The organism is Gilvibacter sp. (assembly GCF_013214815.1).
In the GTDB taxonomy this organism is placed as follows: Bacteria; Bacteroidota; Bacteroidia; order Flavobacteriales; family Flavobacteriaceae; genus Gilvibacter.
This window is the reverse complement of record NZ_JABSPU010000042.1, coordinates 2690-21144: the sequence shown is the minus strand read 5'-3', so window position 1 is coordinate 21144 and position 18455 is coordinate 2690. Positions and strand designations below refer to the sequence as shown.

General features: G+C 44.1%; 17 protein-coding genes. 5 read left to right on the top strand and 12 right to left on the bottom strand.

Annotated elements, in window-relative coordinates:
* From HRT75_RS09475 to rpsO, 5 genes are all read right to left on the bottom strand, one after another.
* Positions 1–799 (bottom strand): hypothetical protein (locus tag HRT75_RS09475; protein WP_291185696.1); only part of this gene is annotated, 799 nt, incomplete at its 3' end.
* Positions 792–1352 (bottom strand): sigma-70 family RNA polymerase sigma factor, encoded by a 561-nt coding sequence (locus tag HRT75_RS09470; protein WP_291185693.1) that lies wholly within the window; start codon positions 1350–1352, stop codon positions 792–794. The genes HRT75_RS09470 and HRT75_RS09475, both read right to left, overlap by 8 nt.
* 35 nt (positions 1353–1387) lie before the next feature.
* The gene (locus HRT75_RS09465) at positions 1388–2332 is read right to left on the bottom strand and encodes a hypothetical protein (protein WP_291185690.1); all 945 of its coding nucleotides are present in this window, start codon (positions 2330–2332) and stop codon (positions 1388–1390) included.
* Between the two features lie 135 nt (positions 2333–2467).
* Positions 2468–4687, bottom strand: coding sequence for a polyribonucleotide nucleotidyltransferase (locus HRT75_RS09460; protein WP_291185686.1), 2220 nt, complete (start codon positions 4685–4687; stop codon positions 2468–2470).
* Between the two features lie 176 nt (positions 4688–4863).
* Entirely contained in the window at positions 4864–5133 is a 270-nt protein-coding gene (gene rpsO / locus HRT75_RS09455) for a 30S ribosomal protein S15 (protein WP_272832817.1), read from the bottom strand.
* A 347-nt stretch (positions 5134–5480) separates the two neighbouring features.
* Here rpsO and HRT75_RS09450 point away from each other — a divergent pair, with 347 nt between their 5' ends.
* The gene (locus HRT75_RS09450; RefSeq protein ID WP_291185682.1) at positions 5481–6356 is read left to right on the top strand and encodes a hypothetical protein; all 876 of its coding nucleotides are present in this window, start codon (positions 5481–5483) and stop codon (positions 6354–6356) included.
* A 525-nt stretch (positions 6357–6881) separates the two neighbouring features.
* Here HRT75_RS09450 and HRT75_RS09445 read toward each other — a convergent pair.
* The 4 genes from HRT75_RS09445 to HRT75_RS09430 form a co-directional block, all read right to left on the bottom strand.
* On the bottom strand, positions 6882–7373 hold the full coding sequence (locus HRT75_RS09445) for a TrmH family RNA methyltransferase (protein WP_291185679.1): 492 nt from the start codon (positions 7371–7373) through the stop codon (positions 6882–6884).
* A gap of 292 nt (positions 7374–7665) precedes the next feature.
* Positions 7666–8532, bottom strand: a complete 867-nt coding sequence (gene accD, locus HRT75_RS09440; RefSeq protein ID WP_272832813.1) for an acetyl-CoA carboxylase, carboxyltransferase subunit beta — start codon at positions 8530–8532, stop codon at positions 7666–7668.
* 3 nt (positions 8533–8535) lie between these two features.
* The gene (fbaA, locus tag HRT75_RS09435; RefSeq protein WP_291185675.1) at positions 8536–9603 is read right to left on the bottom strand and encodes a class II fructose-bisphosphate aldolase; all 1068 of its coding nucleotides are present in this window, start codon (positions 9601–9603) and stop codon (positions 8536–8538) included.
* Positions 9604–9706: 103 nt separating this feature from the next.
* On the bottom strand, positions 9707–12256 hold the full coding sequence (locus HRT75_RS09430) for a BamA/TamA family outer membrane protein (protein WP_291185673.1): 2550 nt from the start codon (positions 12254–12256) through the stop codon (positions 9707–9709).
* 73 nt (positions 12257–12329) lie between these two features.
* Here HRT75_RS09430 and HRT75_RS09425 point away from each other — a divergent pair, with 73 nt between their 5' ends.
* Positions 12330–13109, top strand: a complete 780-nt coding sequence (locus HRT75_RS09425; RefSeq protein WP_366665047.1) for an RNA methyltransferase — start codon at positions 12330–12332, stop codon at positions 13107–13109.
* Here the strand turns inward: HRT75_RS09425 and HRT75_RS09420 are convergent.
* The gene (locus HRT75_RS09420) at positions 13096–13797 is read right to left on the bottom strand and encodes a porin family protein (protein WP_291185671.1); all 702 of its coding nucleotides are present in this window, start codon (positions 13795–13797) and stop codon (positions 13096–13098) included. The two genes, HRT75_RS09425 and HRT75_RS09420, sit on opposite strands and share 14 nt — an antisense overlap.
* Positions 13794–14528, bottom strand: a complete 735-nt coding sequence (ubiE, locus tag HRT75_RS09415; RefSeq protein ID WP_291185669.1) for a bifunctional demethylmenaquinone methyltransferase/2-methoxy-6-polyprenyl-1,4-benzoquinol methylase UbiE — start codon at positions 14526–14528, stop codon at positions 13794–13796. Before ubiE ends, HRT75_RS09420 begins: the two co-directional genes overlap by 4 nt.
* Before the next feature lie 121 nt (positions 14529–14649).
* Between ubiE and trkA the strand changes: the two genes are divergently transcribed.
* Together trkA and HRT75_RS09405 are read left to right on the top strand one after the other, a co-directional pair.
* The gene (gene trkA / locus HRT75_RS09410) at positions 14650–15999 is read left to right on the top strand and encodes a Trk system potassium transporter TrkA (RefSeq protein ID WP_291185667.1); all 1350 of its coding nucleotides are present in this window, start codon (positions 14650–14652) and stop codon (positions 15997–15999) included.
* Entirely contained in the window at positions 15999–17507 is a 1509-nt protein-coding gene (locus HRT75_RS09405; RefSeq protein ID WP_291185665.1) for a potassium transporter TrkG, read from the top strand. The genes trkA and HRT75_RS09405 overlap by 1 nt, the downstream gene beginning before the upstream one ends.
* Before the next feature lie 257 nt (positions 17508–17764).
* Here the strand turns inward: HRT75_RS09405 and HRT75_RS09400 are convergent, their stop codons facing one another.
* Positions 17765–18148, bottom strand: a complete 384-nt coding sequence (locus tag HRT75_RS09400) for a transcriptional repressor (RefSeq protein WP_291185662.1) — start codon at positions 18146–18148, stop codon at positions 17765–17767.
* Between the two features lie 72 nt (positions 18149–18220).
* Between HRT75_RS09400 and HRT75_RS09395 the strand changes: the two genes are divergently transcribed.
* The coding region (locus HRT75_RS09395; protein ID WP_291185659.1) for a GTP-binding protein at positions 18221–18455 on the top strand (235 nt) is incomplete at its 3' end.

Sequence of the window (18455 nt, the reverse complement as noted above, 5' to 3'; positions counted from 1 at the left end):
AATTCGGAGTTCTGGTATTGCTAGGCGTGTCTGAACTCACCCCAGAGCTTGTAATTCCTGTTGTGGTATTACTGGTCCCCGTACTATTATTTGATTCAGTGCTATTTGTAGAGCCAGTCACAGTAGAAGTATTGCCTGAAGTTCTTGTTGAAGCTACAGTACTGGTACTAATACCCGTTGAGGTAGTAGTTGATTGCGAATTGGGTACTTGTTTTACTGCGGTACTGGTCTTCGTATCTTTTGATGCGCGAGTGGATGTAGCTCCTGTTGTAGCAACGGATGTTTCAGTTGCAGACGAGTTTGATGAACTGCTCGATGGTGTTTCAGCAGTAGTTGGAGTTTCTCCGGAAACAACTCCAGAGGAAGTACTTTCTGTTGCAACAGCATCAGATGCTGATGTTGGAAGGCTTGATTCTGAACTTGAACTTGTGGTCGTATCATTCTGAGTTTCCTCCGCAGCGATTGGAGTTAACTCTGATGTTCCTTGAGGATCGATTCCAGATGGATCCATCCCTGATTCGGAAGGCGCGCTTTGCGATTCCGTTAATTCTGTATTAGCATTTGGATTTGGATCCGTGCTTGTCGAAGAAGCGAATTTCCAAATTCCGAAGGCAGTTACCCCTACGATTAAAACAGCAAGACCAGATTTTAGCCAGAATGGAATCCCTTTGGGGCTAGTCCCCTCGGCATCCAGTTGGGTGGCGATTTGGTCCCATTGCGCTGCACTATCTGCCGGACCTTCATTGAGGTCTGCCAGTCGCTGCTTAAATGCTGCTCCTATGTCTTGTTTATTATCCATGTTTAAGATTCTTTGTCAAAGGATGGTCCTGCTTGAGAGCGAGTACCTTCTCCTTCAAGATCAACTTGGCGCGATGTAAATTTGATTTAGATGTACCCGAGGATATTCCCAGTTGGTCTGCTATTTCATTGTGCGAATAGCCATCGAGTTCGTAGAGGTTAAAAATCAGGCGATACCTGCTGGGCAGTTCTTGCACCAGAACCAATAAGGTCTTTAAGGGCAATTGCATGGCCTGTTCATCGATCTCCGTGTCTTGTTCAGCAATGCGCTGTTCATCAACAGAGACCGTATAAAGGTCTTTCTTGTAGCGGTCAATGGCAGAGTTGATCACAATGCGCTTCATCCAGCCTTCAAAGCTTCCTTTGTCGGCGTACCGCTTGATGTTTTGGAAAATTTTTATGAAACTATCTTGGAGGTGGTCTTCGGCTTCTGCCTGACTCTTGCAATACTTCAAACACAAAGTGAAGAGTACGTCTTTATAACGCAAAAACAATTCACTTTGTGCTTGTCTGTTTTGCTGTTTACATAGCTTTATGAGCTCATGAAGTTCCAAGTATAGTTTTCATTTTTAGGAATCTGATGCGACGCCTATTGCTTGGTAAACTTATAAGTAGTGTCTTCTGGTGCAACACAGTCAGACTGCAAGTCGTTCCCGAAGGTTAAGAAGAACACAGTGTCGTCACTCAAGTCATAAGTGGAAGCATCTCCTAATGGTGGTCCAAAGTAGTCGGCTCCAGAACCACATGCACAATTACTTTCCTGTAGTGGAACAATGATGTTTCCACAAACTAGTGTGTATCTAAAGTCATTTGGAGTGGTACAGTAATCTGGATAGTTCGAGGTGAAGAATACACGCTCTGTACTGAAATCTCCGACAGTCACTTCAACAATAGAACCGTCATCAAAGGTAGGTCCGTCAACGTAAGGAGTGATCTCTTCGATCAAATATTCACCAACCATAAAAGTTTCTTCTACAGGACAGATCACTGCAGGAGCATATTGGAATGGTGAGTTGAAGAATCCACCGGTAATGATACCTCCGGCGTTGCTAACTGAAAATACACGTCCGTCAGTCAAGTTCAAGGACAAACGGATATTGAATACGTCTCCTCCAAATAGATCTGCTTCTGTTACTCCGAGAGCGCCGAGCATTTCATCAAGAGTTACGCTTACGATTCCACGTGGCAATCCGAATGGTCCTGGGCTAAAAGCTGCACGATCAACAGTTCCGATCTGCACTTCTGCCGCAGAAGAATCTCCATTATCGGGAGAATTGTCTGTAAGCGCTACAAACACGTCAACGGATTGTAGTAAGTCTCCATTCTGATTGTCTTGGGCTTCTACTTCAACTTCAAACTTGGCACCTTCCACACCGATGGGGAGTTCACCAGAGATCACGTTGATAGTTCTCAAAACGGCTCCGCTGTCAACGCCTTCCAATACCTGGTCAATGGTATTGTTTGAATCCTTTTCACAGGAAACGGCCATAAGTGCGACAACAACTGAGCAAATTAGTACGTAAAATTTCTTCATTTTTAGTGGTGTTGTTTAGTTAATAGACTTGCTTTTTTCTAAAGGTTGCGTTAAAAATAACTTTTATTTGGCGAATAATAAAAAAAGCCGCTGTAACAGCGGCTTTTCTCAGGTTTATTAGATCAGAAATCGGTCTTAATTGCGGTCTTTACGATCGCGACGATTGTCTCTGTTTCTGTTATCACGACCTCCGCCTTTGCGATCATCGCGTTCTCTTGGCTTACGCTCCACGTAACCTTCTGGTTTTGGCAACAAGGCTTTGCGAGAAACTTTCTCTTTGCGTGTGCGCTTGTCAATTCCGAAGTACTTCACGTCAAATACGTCACCCATGTTTACCACATCAGTTACGTTTTCTGTGCGTTCCCAAGCCAACTCAGAAACGTGTAGCAATACTTCGTTACCAGGAGCTTCAAGGTATTCTACTACCGCTCCGAAGTCTAGGATCTTGATCACTTTTACTTCGTAAACGCTTCCTACATCCGGCTTAAAGGTAATGGAAGCGATCTTGGCCAATACCGCGTCGATTCCGTCTTGGTCTGTGCCAAGGATCTCTACGATTCCTTCTTCTGTCACTGGGTCTTCGTTGATCACGATAGTGGTTCCAGTTTCCTTCTGAAGTTCTTGGATCACTTTTCCACCAGGTCCAATAAGGGCTCCGATGTATTCGTTTGGAATGATTTCGGTAACCATTTTTGGAGCGTGAGGCTTCACAGTCTCGTTTGGTTGTGCAATGGTGTCGGTCAATTTGCTCAAAATGTGCAAACGTCCGTCACGAGCCTGCTTCAATGCGTTCACCAAGATCTCATAGCTAAGCCCTTTGATCTTGATATCCATTTGACAAGCCGTGATACCATCCGCAGTACCGGTTACTTTAAAGTCCATATCACCCAAGTGATCCTCGTCTCCAAGAATATCACTCAATACGGCGTATTTATCTCCTTCTGAGATCAATCCCATGGCAATACCAGAAACTGGCTTGGTCATAGCAACACCAGCATCCATAAGTGCCATTGTACCGCTACATACTGTAGCCATAGAAGAAGAACCGTTAGATTCTAGTACTTCTGATACCACACGTACCGTGTATGGGTAATCGTCAGGAATCATTCCTTTAAGGGCGCGTTGGGCCAAGTTTCCGTGTCCTACCTCACGTCTTGAAGTTCCGCGAATTGGACGGGCCTCACCAGTTGAGAAAGGAGGGAAGTTATAGTGGAGGTAAAAACGCTCCTCACCTTCATAAGAAGGCATGTCAATAATGTTTGCATCTCTAGAAGTACCTAGGGTTACAGTAGCCAAAGCCTGAGTTTCCCCACGAGTAAAGATCGCAGAACCGTGTGTAGAAGGTAGGTAGTCTACCTCACACCAGATCGGACGAACTTCATCAGTCTTACGACCATCCAAACGTAAACCTTCATTCAAGGTCAAGTCACGAATGGCTTTCTTTTGAGCTTTTGCCACATACTTGTGGATCAATTTACCCAACTCGTCTTGCTCTTCTTCAGAGAACGATGCGAATACTTCTTCTTTGATCTCACTAAAGGCCTGACCGCGCTCGTGCTTAGCAGAACCTGCCTTAGCAATAGCGTAAGTTTTGTCGTAAACCATGTCGTGGATCTTTTGCTCTAAAGCTTCGTCGTTGTCTTCCGGGTCGTACTCGCGTACTTCCTTCTTTCCAACAGCTTCTGCCAAACGCAACTGGGCAGCACACTGAACTTTGATCGCTTCGTGTGCAGCTTTGATCGCATCTGCCATTTCCTCTTCTGAGATCTCATCCATCTCACCTTCTACCATCATTACAGAATCGGCAGAAGCTCCAACCATCATATCGATGTCAGATTGCGCCAATTGTTCACGAGTAGGGTTGATGATGAATTCTCCGTCTACACGAGCAACACGTACTTCTGATATCGCACATTCAAACGGAAAGTCTGAAAGTTGGATCGCAGCAGACGCAGCCAAACCGGCCATAGCATCTGGCATTACGTTCTCGTCGTGAGACATGAGTTGAATCATTACTTGAGTTTCTGCGTGGTAATCCTTTGGGAAAAGCGGACGCAATACGCGGTCAACCAAACGCATGGTCAAAACCTCGCCGTCACTAGGACGTGCTTCACGCTTAAAGAATCCACCTGGATAACGACCGGCTGCCGCAAATTTCTCGCGGTAGTCTACCGTTAAAGGCAAAAAGTCAACATCTGCTGAGTGGTAGTTAGAAACTACAGTACACAGCATCATACATTTACCGGACTGCACCACAACGCTTCCGTGCGCTTGCTTGGCTAGTTTTCCAGTTTCGATAGAGATCTCTCTACCGTCTCCAAGGTCAATGACCTCTTTATAAGTCTTTGGTATCATAAAAATGATTTGGTGCTCTTTTTAAAAAAGAGCGGGTTAACAATGGTTTGTTGTTGTGTAGTGAAGTGGAACCATCGTTGACCTAATGAAAAGCAACTTAGTAGCTTTTTCGTAATCTTCCCCTAAGGTAAGATAAGTAAAGAGGGGCTCCAAAAGCCCCTCCAAAAGTATACGTTTTATTTACGTAGTCCTAGTTCTTTAACGATAGCACGGTATCTCATGATGTCTTTCTTCATTAGATAATCTAATAGTGAACGACGCTTACCTACTAGTTTCACCAAAGATCTTTCGGTGTTGTAGTCTTTGTGGTTTTTCTTGAGGTGCTCTGTCAAGTGAGAGATGCGGTAAGTGAATAACGCGATCTGCCCTTCTGCAGAACCGGTGTCTTGTGCAGACTTCCCGTGTTTTTTAAAGATGTCTTCTTTTACTTTTGGTGTTAAATACATGCCAACATTTATTTAAATAATTTTTATGTACGTCGTGCCCTTACGGCAACAGGGCGCAAATATAGTGCAATTCTTCTATATCTTTCATTGATAGCGGCTTAAAAATTGCCCGAATTCGGTGCTGAACTTCGTCATGAAGGCCTGAATTACAATAAAAACCAGTGTTTTCTCAATTTAAGCATAGCAGCGCTACGGTTAAATTGAAAAACTCTATATCGCTGGGTTTTGCAGTAATTCTGAGCTGTAATAGATTTTCTGCTCCTAATTCGGGCTAAATTTTTAAATGGATTTTAAACCTTTCTTAACATTTCCTGTCATAAGAACACAAACTCAAAAAATTTGAAAAAATGAAAACCAAATTTCACCCTTTGCGATTACTTAGTGTACTGGCTGTAGGAGCCCTGACCTTGACCAGCTGTTCTAGTGACGATTCAGAAGTTACTAGCGAGCAAGAAGAAGTCAACGCGCAGATCAGCGTGGAGACGATCAACCAGGTAGACGAGATTGACCTTGTTGATGAAGAACTGACCAATATTACCTTAGATATCATTGCTTCCGCAGAAGCTGACGCAAATGGCTTTGCCGCCAAAGTATCTGATTTTTTGCCCCCTTGTGTTACCGTGACTACTGTGGTAACCGATACCAGCGTTGAACGTACCGTAGACTTTGGTGACGGATGCGAACTCCCTACAGGAAATACGCTTTCTGGAAGTTATACCATCTTTCACAGCGTAGATACGGATGCCCCTTCTCGTACCTTTCAAGTACAAACCAGTGATGACTTTTTCTTTAATGATATCAGCGTGAATGGTTCAAAAACTATTGTGCGCAGTATCAATGACGCCGGAAACCCAAATGCCAATAAAACGGTGAGTCTTGATGTGGTTTGGCCCGATGGAGAAACCATGAGTTATTCCGCCAACAAGAATCGTGAATGGATTGAGGGCGCGGGTACTGGTTTCTGGGGAGACAATGTTTTCCTTCTGAGTGGAACCGTGAACTTCACCAACCGTTTGGGCGTGTCTTACAGCAAAGAAACTGTAGAGCCATTGCGCAGAGAATGGGCTTGCAGATTCATTGTAAGCGGTGTTTTAGAACTCAGCCGTGAAGATGCTACCGTGAGCCTTGATTTTGGTGACGGAACCTGTGACCCTTTCGGAACTTTGACCTTGCCTTCTGGAGAGGAGCAAGTCATTAGGTTAAGAAGATTTTTAGCGAATTAAGTTGCTAATTAGTTTTCAGTAGTGGTTTACTGATTGGTTTTAGGTGAAAAGAGCGCTGATAGGCGCTCTTTTCTATTTACGGTCATCGAGTGATTTGCTGAAAGCAAATTGTATCGAGATGACATTGAGAAGTTAGCTTTCCGCTTCGCGGGTACCTCACTCAAATGTCTACCAGACATTTGATTTTGCAGTGCAAAATATCGTGAGGTAAGGTAGCTTGCTGCAGTCCCTAACGCGAGTTCTTTTCTGCTTTAAATAAAGCAGACAAACTTTTCGATAAACTTTCTTTTTACTTCTTTATCTACTTTTTCCCATTACGGCAAAAAGTAGCAAAAAGCGCTAGCGACGCTCACTCGTCTCTAAAATCTACGCCACCCGCCGCCACAGCTGTGCGGAGTTCGCACTCGGCTTTGCCTCGTCGCTGTTCCACACAGCTATCATCCATCTACTGCTGGCTTGATTTTAACGAGACTCGCGAGAGGTCGCGTTAATGGGCTTGTTTAAAAGAGAAGATCACAACTTAGATTAGTCACAATCTCTTTGTCTGATAGCCTCATACATAACTATTCCTGTAGATGTAGATAAATTAAAGCTCTCAACTTTGCCTCTCATTTTTATGTAAATACTAAAATCGCAAAGGTTGAAAGCCTCATTACTTAAACCCTTAGATTCTTCACCAAACCAAATTGCGAGTTTCGGAATTTTAAGATTAGCTTTTTCAATTTGGAAACATCTTGAGGTTTTAAGATGTGGAGATGTGGCGACATTAGTGAAAAGATTACTTTTCAAATATTCGAAGCAAGAAGAGGTAGTGTGAAAGACTTTTACATTAGTCCATTTTACCGCTCCATTTGAGTTTTTCAGAATCGATTTTCTCGACCTTATTTTTTCCAAATCATCCTCTAATCTCTTTTGTCCATCAATAACAAATAACTCATCAACTCCTAAACCATTTACATTCCTTATCACATTACCAATGTTCATAATGAAATTTGGGTTTTCAAGTACGGTTATCAAATGTCGGTCTTTAGTCAAAACGATTGCTTATAAATAGATTTGGCTAATTTCTAACTTTTTCTGCGACATTCGCGCGAGTACGTAGCAAAACTAGCTGCTATTGGCGACTAAGGCTGTGCTGCATAGTACTTTGGCGTAGCCAAAAACGAACGCAGCTCAGCCCAGACATGGCAGCGTAGTTTTCAAGGAGGAGTACGTGTCGCTAGCGTTTTTTGTTTCTTTTTTGTGCAATGCCAAAAAAGAAAGGGAGAAAAATAGATAACAAAAAAAGCACCCATCGGGTGCCTTTCTCTTAAGCTGTTTTTTCTCTAAGCGGACGATTCAAAATCAAATCCAAATAGAGATTGATATTGCGCTTTAGATCTTTTCTGTGGGAGATGAAATCCAAGAAACCGTGCTCCAACAAGAACTCCGAAGATTGGAATCCTTCTGGCAGGTCTTTCCCGGTAGTATCTCTTACCACACGAGGTCCCGCAAAACCGATCAAGGCTCCCGGCTCAGAAATGTTGATGTCTCCCAACATGGCAAATGATGCTGTTGTTCCTCCCGTAGTTGGGTCGGTACATAAAGAGATGTATGGAATCTTTGCTTCTGCCAACTGCGCCAATTTAGCAGAGGTCTTAGCCAACTGCATAAGAGACAGAGCAGCTTCCATCATTCGAGCTCCACCAGATTTAGAGATCATCAAGAACGGAATGTTATTCTTAAGACTGTAATCTGCAGCACGCGCGATCTTCTCGCCCACAACAGATCCCATAGAACCTCCGATAAAACGGAAATCCATACAAGCGATCACCAAATCAGCACCCATAGATTTTCCAACCGCTGTGCGAACAGCATCTTTAAGTCCGGTTTTGTCTTGAGCGTCTTTTAAGCGATCTGAATATTTTTTAGTGTCTTCAAACTTTAGTGGATCCTTAGAAACTAGATCCTTGTCCAATTCTTTGAACTCATTGTCGTCAAAAAGGATCTCAAAGTATTCTTTAGAACCTACGCGTACGTGGTAGCCATCTTCTGGGCTCACGTAAAAGTTCTTTTCTAACTCTTCCGCGTCAACAATTTTCCCAGTAGGTGATTTGTACCACAGTCCTTTAGGAACATCTTTCTTGAGTTCAGTAGGGGTTTGAATTCCCTTCTTTGTACGTTTAAACCAAGCCATTTCTTAAAGGGTGTTTACATTGTTAAGGTCCTCAAATGCTTTCTCCAAACGCTTGCGGAAAGTGATCTCACCTTCGCGCAACCATTTGCGAGGGTCGTAATATTTCTTGTTTGGTACTTCAGCCCCATCAGGGTTACCGATCTGTGTTCTTAGGTAATCGATGTTTCCAGTCATATAGTCACGAATACCCTCGCAGAACGCAAACTGTAGGTCGGTGTCAATGTTCATTTTCACCACTCCGTAGCCGATGGCTTCGCGAATCTCCTCTAAGGTAGAACCACTACCGCCGTGGAAAACAAAGTCAACTGGGTTGTGCCCGGTTCCGAATTTAGCCTGAACATACTCCTGAGAGTTCTTCAAGATCTTTGGAGTTAGCTTTACGTTTCCAGGCTTGTATACCCCGTGTACGTTTCCAAAGGCTGCAGCAACGGTAAACTGATCGCTCACTTTCATGAGTTCTTCATAAGCGTAAGCCACTTCTTCGGGTTGGGTGTAAAGTTTAGAGGCGTCAACATCAGAGTTGTCTACACCGTCTTCTTCACCACCAGTGATTCCCAGTTCGATCTCTAAGGTCATGCCCATTTTGGTCATGCGCTCTAGATATCTTTTAGAGATCTCAATGTTTTCTTCAATCGGTTCCTCAGAAAGGTCCAACATATGACTGCTGTACAAAGGAGTTCCGAATTGCTTGTAGTGCGCCTCACTGGCATCCAGCAAGCCGTCAACCCAAGGCAATAGTTTTTTGGCGCAGTGGTCTGTGTGCAAGATCACTGTGGCTCCGTAAGCCTTAGCCATTTCATGTATGTGTCGCGCTCCAGCGATTCCGCCGGCAATCGCAGATTTTTGATTTTCGTTAGAAAGACCTTTTCCAGCATTGAATTGCGCACCTCCGTTGGAGTATTGAATAATTACTGGAGCGTTAAGGGCAACTGCTGTTTCCAGTACAGTGTTTACGGAGTTGGTTCCAACTACGTTTACTGCTGGCATGGCAAAGCCTTTTTCTTTCGCTAGTTTGTGGATTTCCTGAACTTCTCTACCGGTAGCTACTCCCGGCTTAATAGAATGACTCATAAAGACGTTTTTCAGTATGGGTTAGGGTAGCAAAAATAACAAAAAAACTACTGCTTGCCCCAGACTGTGGCTAGAATCAACGCTAACGTTTTAGCTGATGGATTTAGAAGGGATAATTCACCCCGATATTAAAGACTGCATTGGCAAAGTTATACTCCTTAAACCAACGGTCTCCAAGGGGTCGCGCGGGGTTGTGTGTTTTAAAGCCCGTATCAAAACGCAGTACAAAAAAGCCAAAGTCATAACGGATACCAAAACCGCTTGCTACTGCCAATTCGCCTAAATCGCTCAATCCGGAGAAACGAAAAGCTTCATCTTCTTGAGAATCCAAAACGTTCCAAATATTCCCAGCGTCCACAAAGAGCGCACCTTTTAAGGCGCCCAAAAGGGTGAAGCGATATTCGGCATTAAAGGCGAGCTTGAAGTTAGCTTCATTAAAGTCTAAGCGGCTACCGCTGCTACCTGGGCCGAGGTCAAACGGTCGCCAGCCACGGTTGTCGTTAGCTCCTCCAGCAAAGTATGAGCGAATAAAAGGTATGCTGTTGCTGTTGCCGTAAGGGATGGCAATACCTCCAAAGCCGTGGACGGCTAAAACTGCATTTTGATTGATCTCCCAGTGGCGAATAAAATCAATTTCTCCTTTAATGTATTGCGAGAATTCTACACCTAAGGCTTTTCTGTTTCCGTCTTCAGCAACATCGGTGTCTGCTAAATTGGTAAGCAGGGACAAGAAGTTTCCTGCAGATTCCAACTTCCAACGCCAGCGTGAAAAGCTCAAATCATAAGTGTCTTCGCGGGAATCCCTGATCCAGGTCACACTAGAACTAAAGATCAAATTGTCCTCAGACAAACGATCCCGTCTTTCATCTACACTGGCCAGTTCTTCCAAGTTGTCCTCAGTAAAGGTCAAGCCGTCTGGATTGTCTCCAAGGGCATCGATCAAAAACTGATCGATCTCTTCTGGAATACCCAAGGAACCACTCTCAGGGTCTTCAAACATATAGCCGCTGCTGGTCGCAATATCGTTAACAATATCAAAAGAGCTGCGGTATACATTAAAGAAGTTACTGGTGTTCAAATTGCGCACGTACTGAATGTCTGCCAGGCTGAGGTTCCAACTTTTAGTTCGAGTGGGCTTCCATTGATAATTGAAGGCCAAATTCAGGTTTTGTCTGTCCAGACCAATATTGTTTTGAAATCCAACCCCAGTGCTTATGCGCGTTTTGGGCGACATATATTTAGGGATAATCCTATCCGTATTGAGCGGAAAAAGAATCCGCGGAAATTGCAGCGCTGCGTTCCCACCTACATCAGAGATGTTGAAGAAGCTTCGATCGGCATCGGCAGCATCTTGAGAAGAACCCAAAGAGCCTCGGGCCGAAAGTTCCAGAGTTTCTGCACCTTTAAACACATTCCGAATAGAGAAGGTCGTCCTAAAGGCAACCCCAAATTCTTGGACCGTAGAGGTGGAGGCATCAAAGTTGACATCCAGATTGTACTTCTTAAGCGGCGTGAGCAGTATGTTGGCGATAAGTCCATTGCCCTCTGGATCATTCGGGTCTGGACTGTATTCTATGGTCGGATATCTAAATACGTTGAGGTCACTGATCTGATTGTAGGTTAGCGAGCGATCCACATCTCGGAACACTTCTCCAGGGGTAATGGAAATTACATCGGTGATGGCCTTCGGCTTGTAATCCAAACCTTGGTAACTGTAGAGTTCAAAGTCATCGTAATTCACACGGTCTGTCAACTGCTCGTAGCCCAAAGCGTATCGGTAATCGGTGACAATACGCACCTTGTTGACATCATAAGATTTGAAGGGTTCCGTATAGGTGCTGTCTGGTGTGGTGATGGTTCGATCTGGAATCACATAAGTGATTAGTGCTTTGTGGTTGGTCTCAGAAGTGTCGCCTTCAAAAGTGACGTACTCAGTGTCAAAATCATAGAGGCCTGAGTTGCGGAATTGCAGCGTCAAACGATCGATCTCATTCTCAAAATTCTCGGCGTTGTACTGTTCGCCTTCAACAATAAAACTTTGCTCTTTGGTCAGTTGGAAGAGTGAATCTACCACAGCAGAACTTATGTTGGTTTGGATGGAGTCGATGATATAAGGCTCATAACGAATCACCTTGTAATTGACTTTGGCGCGTTGGGTGCTGTCTCCGTTCACATTGAAACTAGCCTGAGTATTGAACCAACCTCTGCGGCGGTAATAACGTTCCAGACGTCTGCGGGATTTTTCCAGTTTGGCGTCGTCAATAACTACAGGGGCTTCCCCAATTTTTTTGATCCAATTGTTGATCCCCACATAAGATTGCTCCAATTCATAAAGCTGTTTGGCCGATAGCTTTTTGGTCAAGCGTTGCTCGCGCTTGGGTTTCTTTTTAAGCCAGTCTTGAAAGGTGCTGTCCGGATCCTTTTTCGCGAAGTTGTAAATGTGCAAACTAAACGGAATGCCTAGCACACGGGTATTTGGGCGTTGGGAGAGTTGATCGTAGATATAAGGGTCTTTGATGACCTCCCCATCTACGTTGATCTCATTCTCAATCAAGAGGTATTTGCCTTGTGGAACCCGCTTGACCGCGTTGCAAGAATACAGCAACAAGGCCGTAACAAATATTAATACTATTTTTGAGTGAAGTTGCTTCAAGCGGCTTTTAGATTACATCAAAAATAAACTATTTCCGATACAGTCCGCCTTAATTTAGCAAACTGCATCAACAATGTATTTTGGATTGGAAGGTTGCAGGGGTTTGCACGGAAATACCTCCAGAACTATGCTGAGCAAGAACACCTTAAAATACCTAACGTCACTGCGTCAAAAAAAGTACCGAGACCGTCACGAGGTTTTCGTGGCAGAAGGCCCAAAACTGATCCAAGATCTCATGGCCGCGGGTTTGAAGCTCGAATCCCATTACACGACAGATCCTAGTGTGTTCTCTGAGACGACTTCGGAGGTGATCAGTGCTGCGGAACTCAAAAAAATCAGCAACCAAAAATCACCCAATACTGCCTTTGCAATTTTTAAGCGAAAGACCCTTACGGTATTAAATGAAAAGGGGCTTATCCTCGCTTTAGACAGTATACAAGATCCGGGCAATTTGGGAACCATCATGCGTTTAGCCGATTGGTTTGGGGTAGAAGATATTGTCTGTACGAAAGAAACTGCAGATTGTTATAACCCAAAGGTGGTGCAAGCTTCTATGGGAAGCTTGGCAAGGGTTCAATTGCATTATTTGGCCGATTTGCCTGCTTGGTTAACCCAATCGGACTTGCCCGTTTATGGCGGATTCATGCAAGGAGAGAATGTCTACCAAACTGCTTTGCCTGAGCATGCCGTTTTGGTGATGGGCAATGAAGGGCAAGGAATTTCTAAGGAAGCTTCCGCAGTGATAGATACCAAATTGAGCATTCCCAATTTCGGAGCAGGGCAAGAGAGTTTGAACGTCGCTACAGCTACAGCTGTTTTACTTAGCGAGTTTAAACGGTCTATTGGAAAGTAAAGTTGATGAAGATCCCGCGGGTGCTCATCGCACCAATATTTCCAGTCCAGGGACTGTTGGGGTCGTTGTCTGGGATCAGCTCATTGTTCATGGCAAAGACCCCACGGATAGATGGTGTGAACTTAAAGTAGAAGAGGTAAAAGTCAATTCCAAAGCCAACTTCCCAGAATTGGGCTGTGGGTTCCATTCTAAATTCCCCTCCTGAGTTATCTTGAGGGTTGTCACTGTTGCTCGATAGATTCCAAGCTGTAGAAACCCCTCCGACAATAAAAGGCTTGAAGTTATTCAAACGTTTAGTGGATACCTTCAGCAGCAGAGGTAGGTGGATGTAAGTCGATTTAACCTCTCGCAGTATATCGCGTTCTTCTGTAAATCCTGGAAAACGCAGATCGCGCTGAGAAAAGTAAAGCCCCGGCTCCAAGCGTAGGTTCATATGCTCATTCAGGCGCATATCTCCAATAAGTCCTACGTTGAATCCACCACCCCGGTCTACCACTATATCCTCTACTTGAGGTCCATTATACTCGATCTTAAAATCGTAGGAGTTGAAGCCTAAAAAGTAACCCCAGGTCAAAAAACGCTTGTCAAAGGTTTCCAGATTAGCCAAGCGCTCCTTGCTAAACAGCTGTGCTTGTGCAGTCTGCGCAAAAATGGCAAATACAAGTATCAGGATCAATTTTCTACTCATGCTTTGGTAGCAGTATAAATGGTGGCAACACCAAAGGTTTGTGGCTTATTTTCAGTCTCTATAAACCCAATTTTTGCAAAAATATTGTTGAGACGTTCGCCATATGGGAAAGCGGCTGCACTTTCAGACAAATAACCGTAGGCTACTTTATCTTTAGAAAACAACTTTCCAATGAGCGGCAAGATACCTTTTGAGTAGAATTTATAGCCCTGTTTGTACGGAAATTTTTCTGGTACCGAAGTTTCTAAGACCACAAAGAGTCCTCCAGGCTTGAGAACACGTAGAATTTCGGTCAGTCCTTTTTCTAGATTTTCAAAGTTTCTGATTCCGAAGGAAACCGTAATGGCATCAAACTGATTGTCTGGGTAAGGCATCGCTTCTGAGTCTGCTTTTACAAACTCCAAACGATCTGCAAAAGAGGCTGCTGCGGTCTTTTTGCGAGCCACGCTGAGCATGCCTTCAGAAATATCTAAGCCGGTAACCTTGGCTTTGTCCAAGCGCTGTGCAAAAGCAATGGCGAGGTCTCCAGTACCCGTGGCAATGTCCAAAACAGTCTCTGGATCTTGGGCTACGATCATCTTTACCACCTTTCTGCGCCATTTTTGGTCGATACCAAAAGTGATCACCCGATTGAGCCCATCATAGCGGTTAGAGATGTTGTCAAACATCTGTTCTACCTGCGCTTTTTTGTTGAGGTCCGAATCTTTATAAGGGTTCACCGACTTAGCCATGGCATTAATTTGGGTGCAAAAATACGCAAAATAGAGCCATTAGTGATGTTGCAAAGCTGTTAATCTTGGATGCAGATTTGCAGATTTTCTGTAAATTTGCCCCGCACGCTTTTCGTAGCCTATGAAGATTATAGTAGCCGGTGCCGGCGAGGTTGGCTTCCATTTAGCTAAACTGCTTTCCTTTGAATCGCAAGACATTACTTTAATTGATACTGACCGTACCAGTTTGCAGTATGCAGATACGCATTTGGATATTCGGGTGGTTAAAGGAGATGCAACCTCTATTTCGGTGCTTAAAGATGCAGATGTTGCCAATACAGAATTGGTGATCGGGGTTACCTCCAGCGAGACCACGAACATTACCGTTTGTGTTCTGGCTAAACAATTGGGGGCAAAACGTACTATTGCGCGTATATCCAATTCAGAATTCATTGAAAACAAAGACGAGATCGGTTTTACCCATTTGGGTATAGACGAATTGATCTCACCAGAATCCTTGGCCGCCAGTGAAATCGGTTTGCTGCTCAACCAAAGTGGATTCAATGACACTTATGAGTTTGAAGATGGCGCTTTGACCATGGTTGGATTGATTCTTTCCAGAACCTCTTCCATAGTGGGTAAAAGCGTTCGTGATCTGGCAGACGTAAGCGAGAAGTACAGCTATGTACCTATTGCCATTCAGCGCAGCGGGACACAGTACACCATCATTCCACGGGGAGATACACAATTCCGAGAAGGAGATCAGGTTTATTTTGTTACCGTAAAAGAAGGCTTAGAAAGCATTTATACCATGGTTGGAAAGGTCAAAGAAGACCTGAAGAATGTGATGATCTTGGGCGGAAGTAATATCGGCTTTAAAACAGCCAGAGACCTTTGCGCAAGTAAGTTCAAGGTTAAACTTATTGAAGCTAACAAAGACAAGGCCTTTGAAATTGCCGATGATGTACCAAGCTGTTTGGTGATCAACGGAGATGGCCGCAACGTAGAATTGTTGGAGGAAGAGGCGATCTCAGATATGGACGCCTTTGTTTCCGTGACAGGAAATTCAGAGACCAACATCATGAGCTGTTTGGTGGCCAAGTCCCGCGGAGTAAAGAAAACCATTGCATTAGTGGAGAATATGGATTACTTCCAACTCTCGCAGTCCATTGGGATCAATACTTTGATCAATAAAAAATTATTGGCGGCCAACACCATCTTTAGATATATCAGAAAAGGTGAGGTAGTTGCCATTACCAAGCTCAACAATATGAATGTGGAGCTTTTGGAATTCATTGTACATACCGATAGTGCCGTTTGTAATAAGGTGATTCGCGAGTTGGATTTCCCGAGATCTGCCATTATTGGTGGGATCATTCGCGACGGTCAAGGGATCATTGCCTTAGGAGATTTTGAGATCAAGGAAGGCGATCGCGTAGTGGTATGTTGTTTGCCGCAAGCGCTTGAAAAAGTTGAAAAACTCTTTGTCTGATGATCTCTTCTTTAATCAGACTTAATTTTAAACTCATTTTTCACCTCATGGGATTGTTGTTGCTTTGCAACGGTGGTTTTATGTGGATCTCTGCAATAGTCAGCTATGGCTATGGAGATGGAGCAACAGAAGGCATTTTATTGGCCGGACTGATCACCAATTTATTGGGAGGTCTTTTTATGTACGCCACGGCCAAGCACCGCAAAGAATTGCAAAAAAGAGAGGGGTATCTCATTGTGACCTTTGGTTGGTTATTTATGTCTATTACTGGGAGTTTGCCGTATGTTCTGAGTGATGCCATTCCGGTTTTCAGTGACGCATTCTTTGAGACCATTAGCGGATACACCACCACGGGCGCAACGATTCTCCAAGATATTGAGGTCATGCCTGAGGGTATTCTGCTTTGGCGCAGCATCACCCACTGGATAGGAGGTATGGGGATTATTGTATTGGCCATTGCCATTTTACCACTTTTGGGTATAGGGGGAATGCAGCTATTTGCTGCGGAGGCTCCTGGGCCAGGAGGAGATAAACTCCACCCGCGGATCACCGATACTGCTAAACGCCTTTGGTTGATCTATGTTGGATATACCGTGGCGGAGACCATCTTGCTTTCTGTGGCTGGAATGTCTGTATTTGATGCAGTGAACCACTCCTTGAGTACCTTGAGTACCGGTGGTTTTTCTACCAAAAACGCCAGTGTGGCTTACTGGAATGATACACCAATCATTCAATACATTATCATAGTATTTATGTTCTTTGCAGGGACCAATTTTGTCTTGAGTTACTTTGCCTTTAAGCGTAAGTTCAGACGAATCTTTGAGGACGATGAATTCAAATACTATTTAATCGGGATCGCTTCTTTGACCGTGATCTCTGCCTTGATCATTTATTTTCAAGCGGATCTCAGTACAAGTACCGTTGCGCATCCTCAGGTGCTCGGTGCGGGTGAATCTGCCATTAGACACAGTTTGTTTCAAGTCTTAGCGGTGGTTACTACTACTGGTTTTGTCACTGCGGACTTTACTGCTTGGACGCCCTTTTTAACCCTCTTTTTCTTTGGACTGATGTTCTTAGGAGGAAGCAGTGGGTCTACCTCCGGAGGAATCAAGATCGTGCGTCACATCATCATGATCAAAAACGGGATCATGGAATTTAGAAGAACCCTGCATCCCAACGCCATCTTACCGGTACGTTATAATCAAAAGGCCGTACAACAACCGATTGTTTTCAACATCTTGGCATTCTTCATTCTGTACATGTTGAGTTTTATTATTGGAACCTTGGTGTTCTCTTGGTTGGGATTGGATTTTAAAACGGCCCTAGGTGGTGCTGCTTCTACACTGGGTAATGTAGGGCCAGCATTAGGAGATCTCGGCCCGGTAGAAAATTATGCCTCATTGCCAACCGCTAGTAAGTGGTGGGCTTCTTTCTTGATGCTTATTGGCCGATTGGAACTCTTTACGGTGCTGATCTTGTTTACGCCGTTTTTCTGGAAAAATCGCTAACGGTCATCGAGTGGCGCCACGAGGTGGCGTTGTATCGAGATGACATTTAAAAAAAGTGCTGCAACTTCCAGCGCGGCAGGCCGTTTACCTTCGCCAAATGTCCACAGGACACTTGGTCTTTTCAAGACTTCACTTCGGCAATCTCACTCAAACATCCACTGGATGTTTGGTTTTTTCAAAACATCGTTCGGTAATGGAAAAATCGATAATTCAGGCCTTCTGCTTACCCGGATAACTCGCTGAAGTAATTAAAGGAATTATAACTGAGCACAAGCCGCACACTGTCCCGTGAGTAGGAGCTGGGCGTATTCCACTTTATGGTTGGACAGCTCAGGAATATTGAAATCAGCGGAAAGGCATTCTGTTTTACCACAGTCTCTACATTGAAAGTGCGGATGACGGTCATTGTGGTGCTCTTTAGAACATCCTTGGCATTTTGCATACCATTTAACGCCATCAAACCCTTGAAAAGAATGTAATAATCCTTGGCTTTCTAATCGGTCTAAGATTCTGTAAACCGTGGTTTTGTTCATGGAGTGCGCCAGTTCTTTGACAAGGTTTGCACTGGAGAGGGCTACTTCAGTGTTTTCAAAGATGGTCAAAAGGGTTTGAACGGATTTTGTTTTTCTTACAATTCCCATAACACAAATTTAATGCAACTAAGTTGCATTAGCAATTAATTTCCTAGCTTTGTGCTTCAAAATTCAATCGCTATGCAAAAGAAACTACCGGTAACCGTATTGAGCGGATTTTTAGGAGCAGGAAAGACCACCTTACTCAATCACGTTCTCCACAATAAAGAGGGATTAAAGGTAGCGGTTATTGTCAACGACATGAGTGAACTGGATGTCGATGGCGAGTTGATTGGAACCACCAGTGTAGTGGAAGAGGACAGTAGCATCATGGAATCCATTTCTTCTTGTGCACTTAGCAGTAAGCAAGGAATCA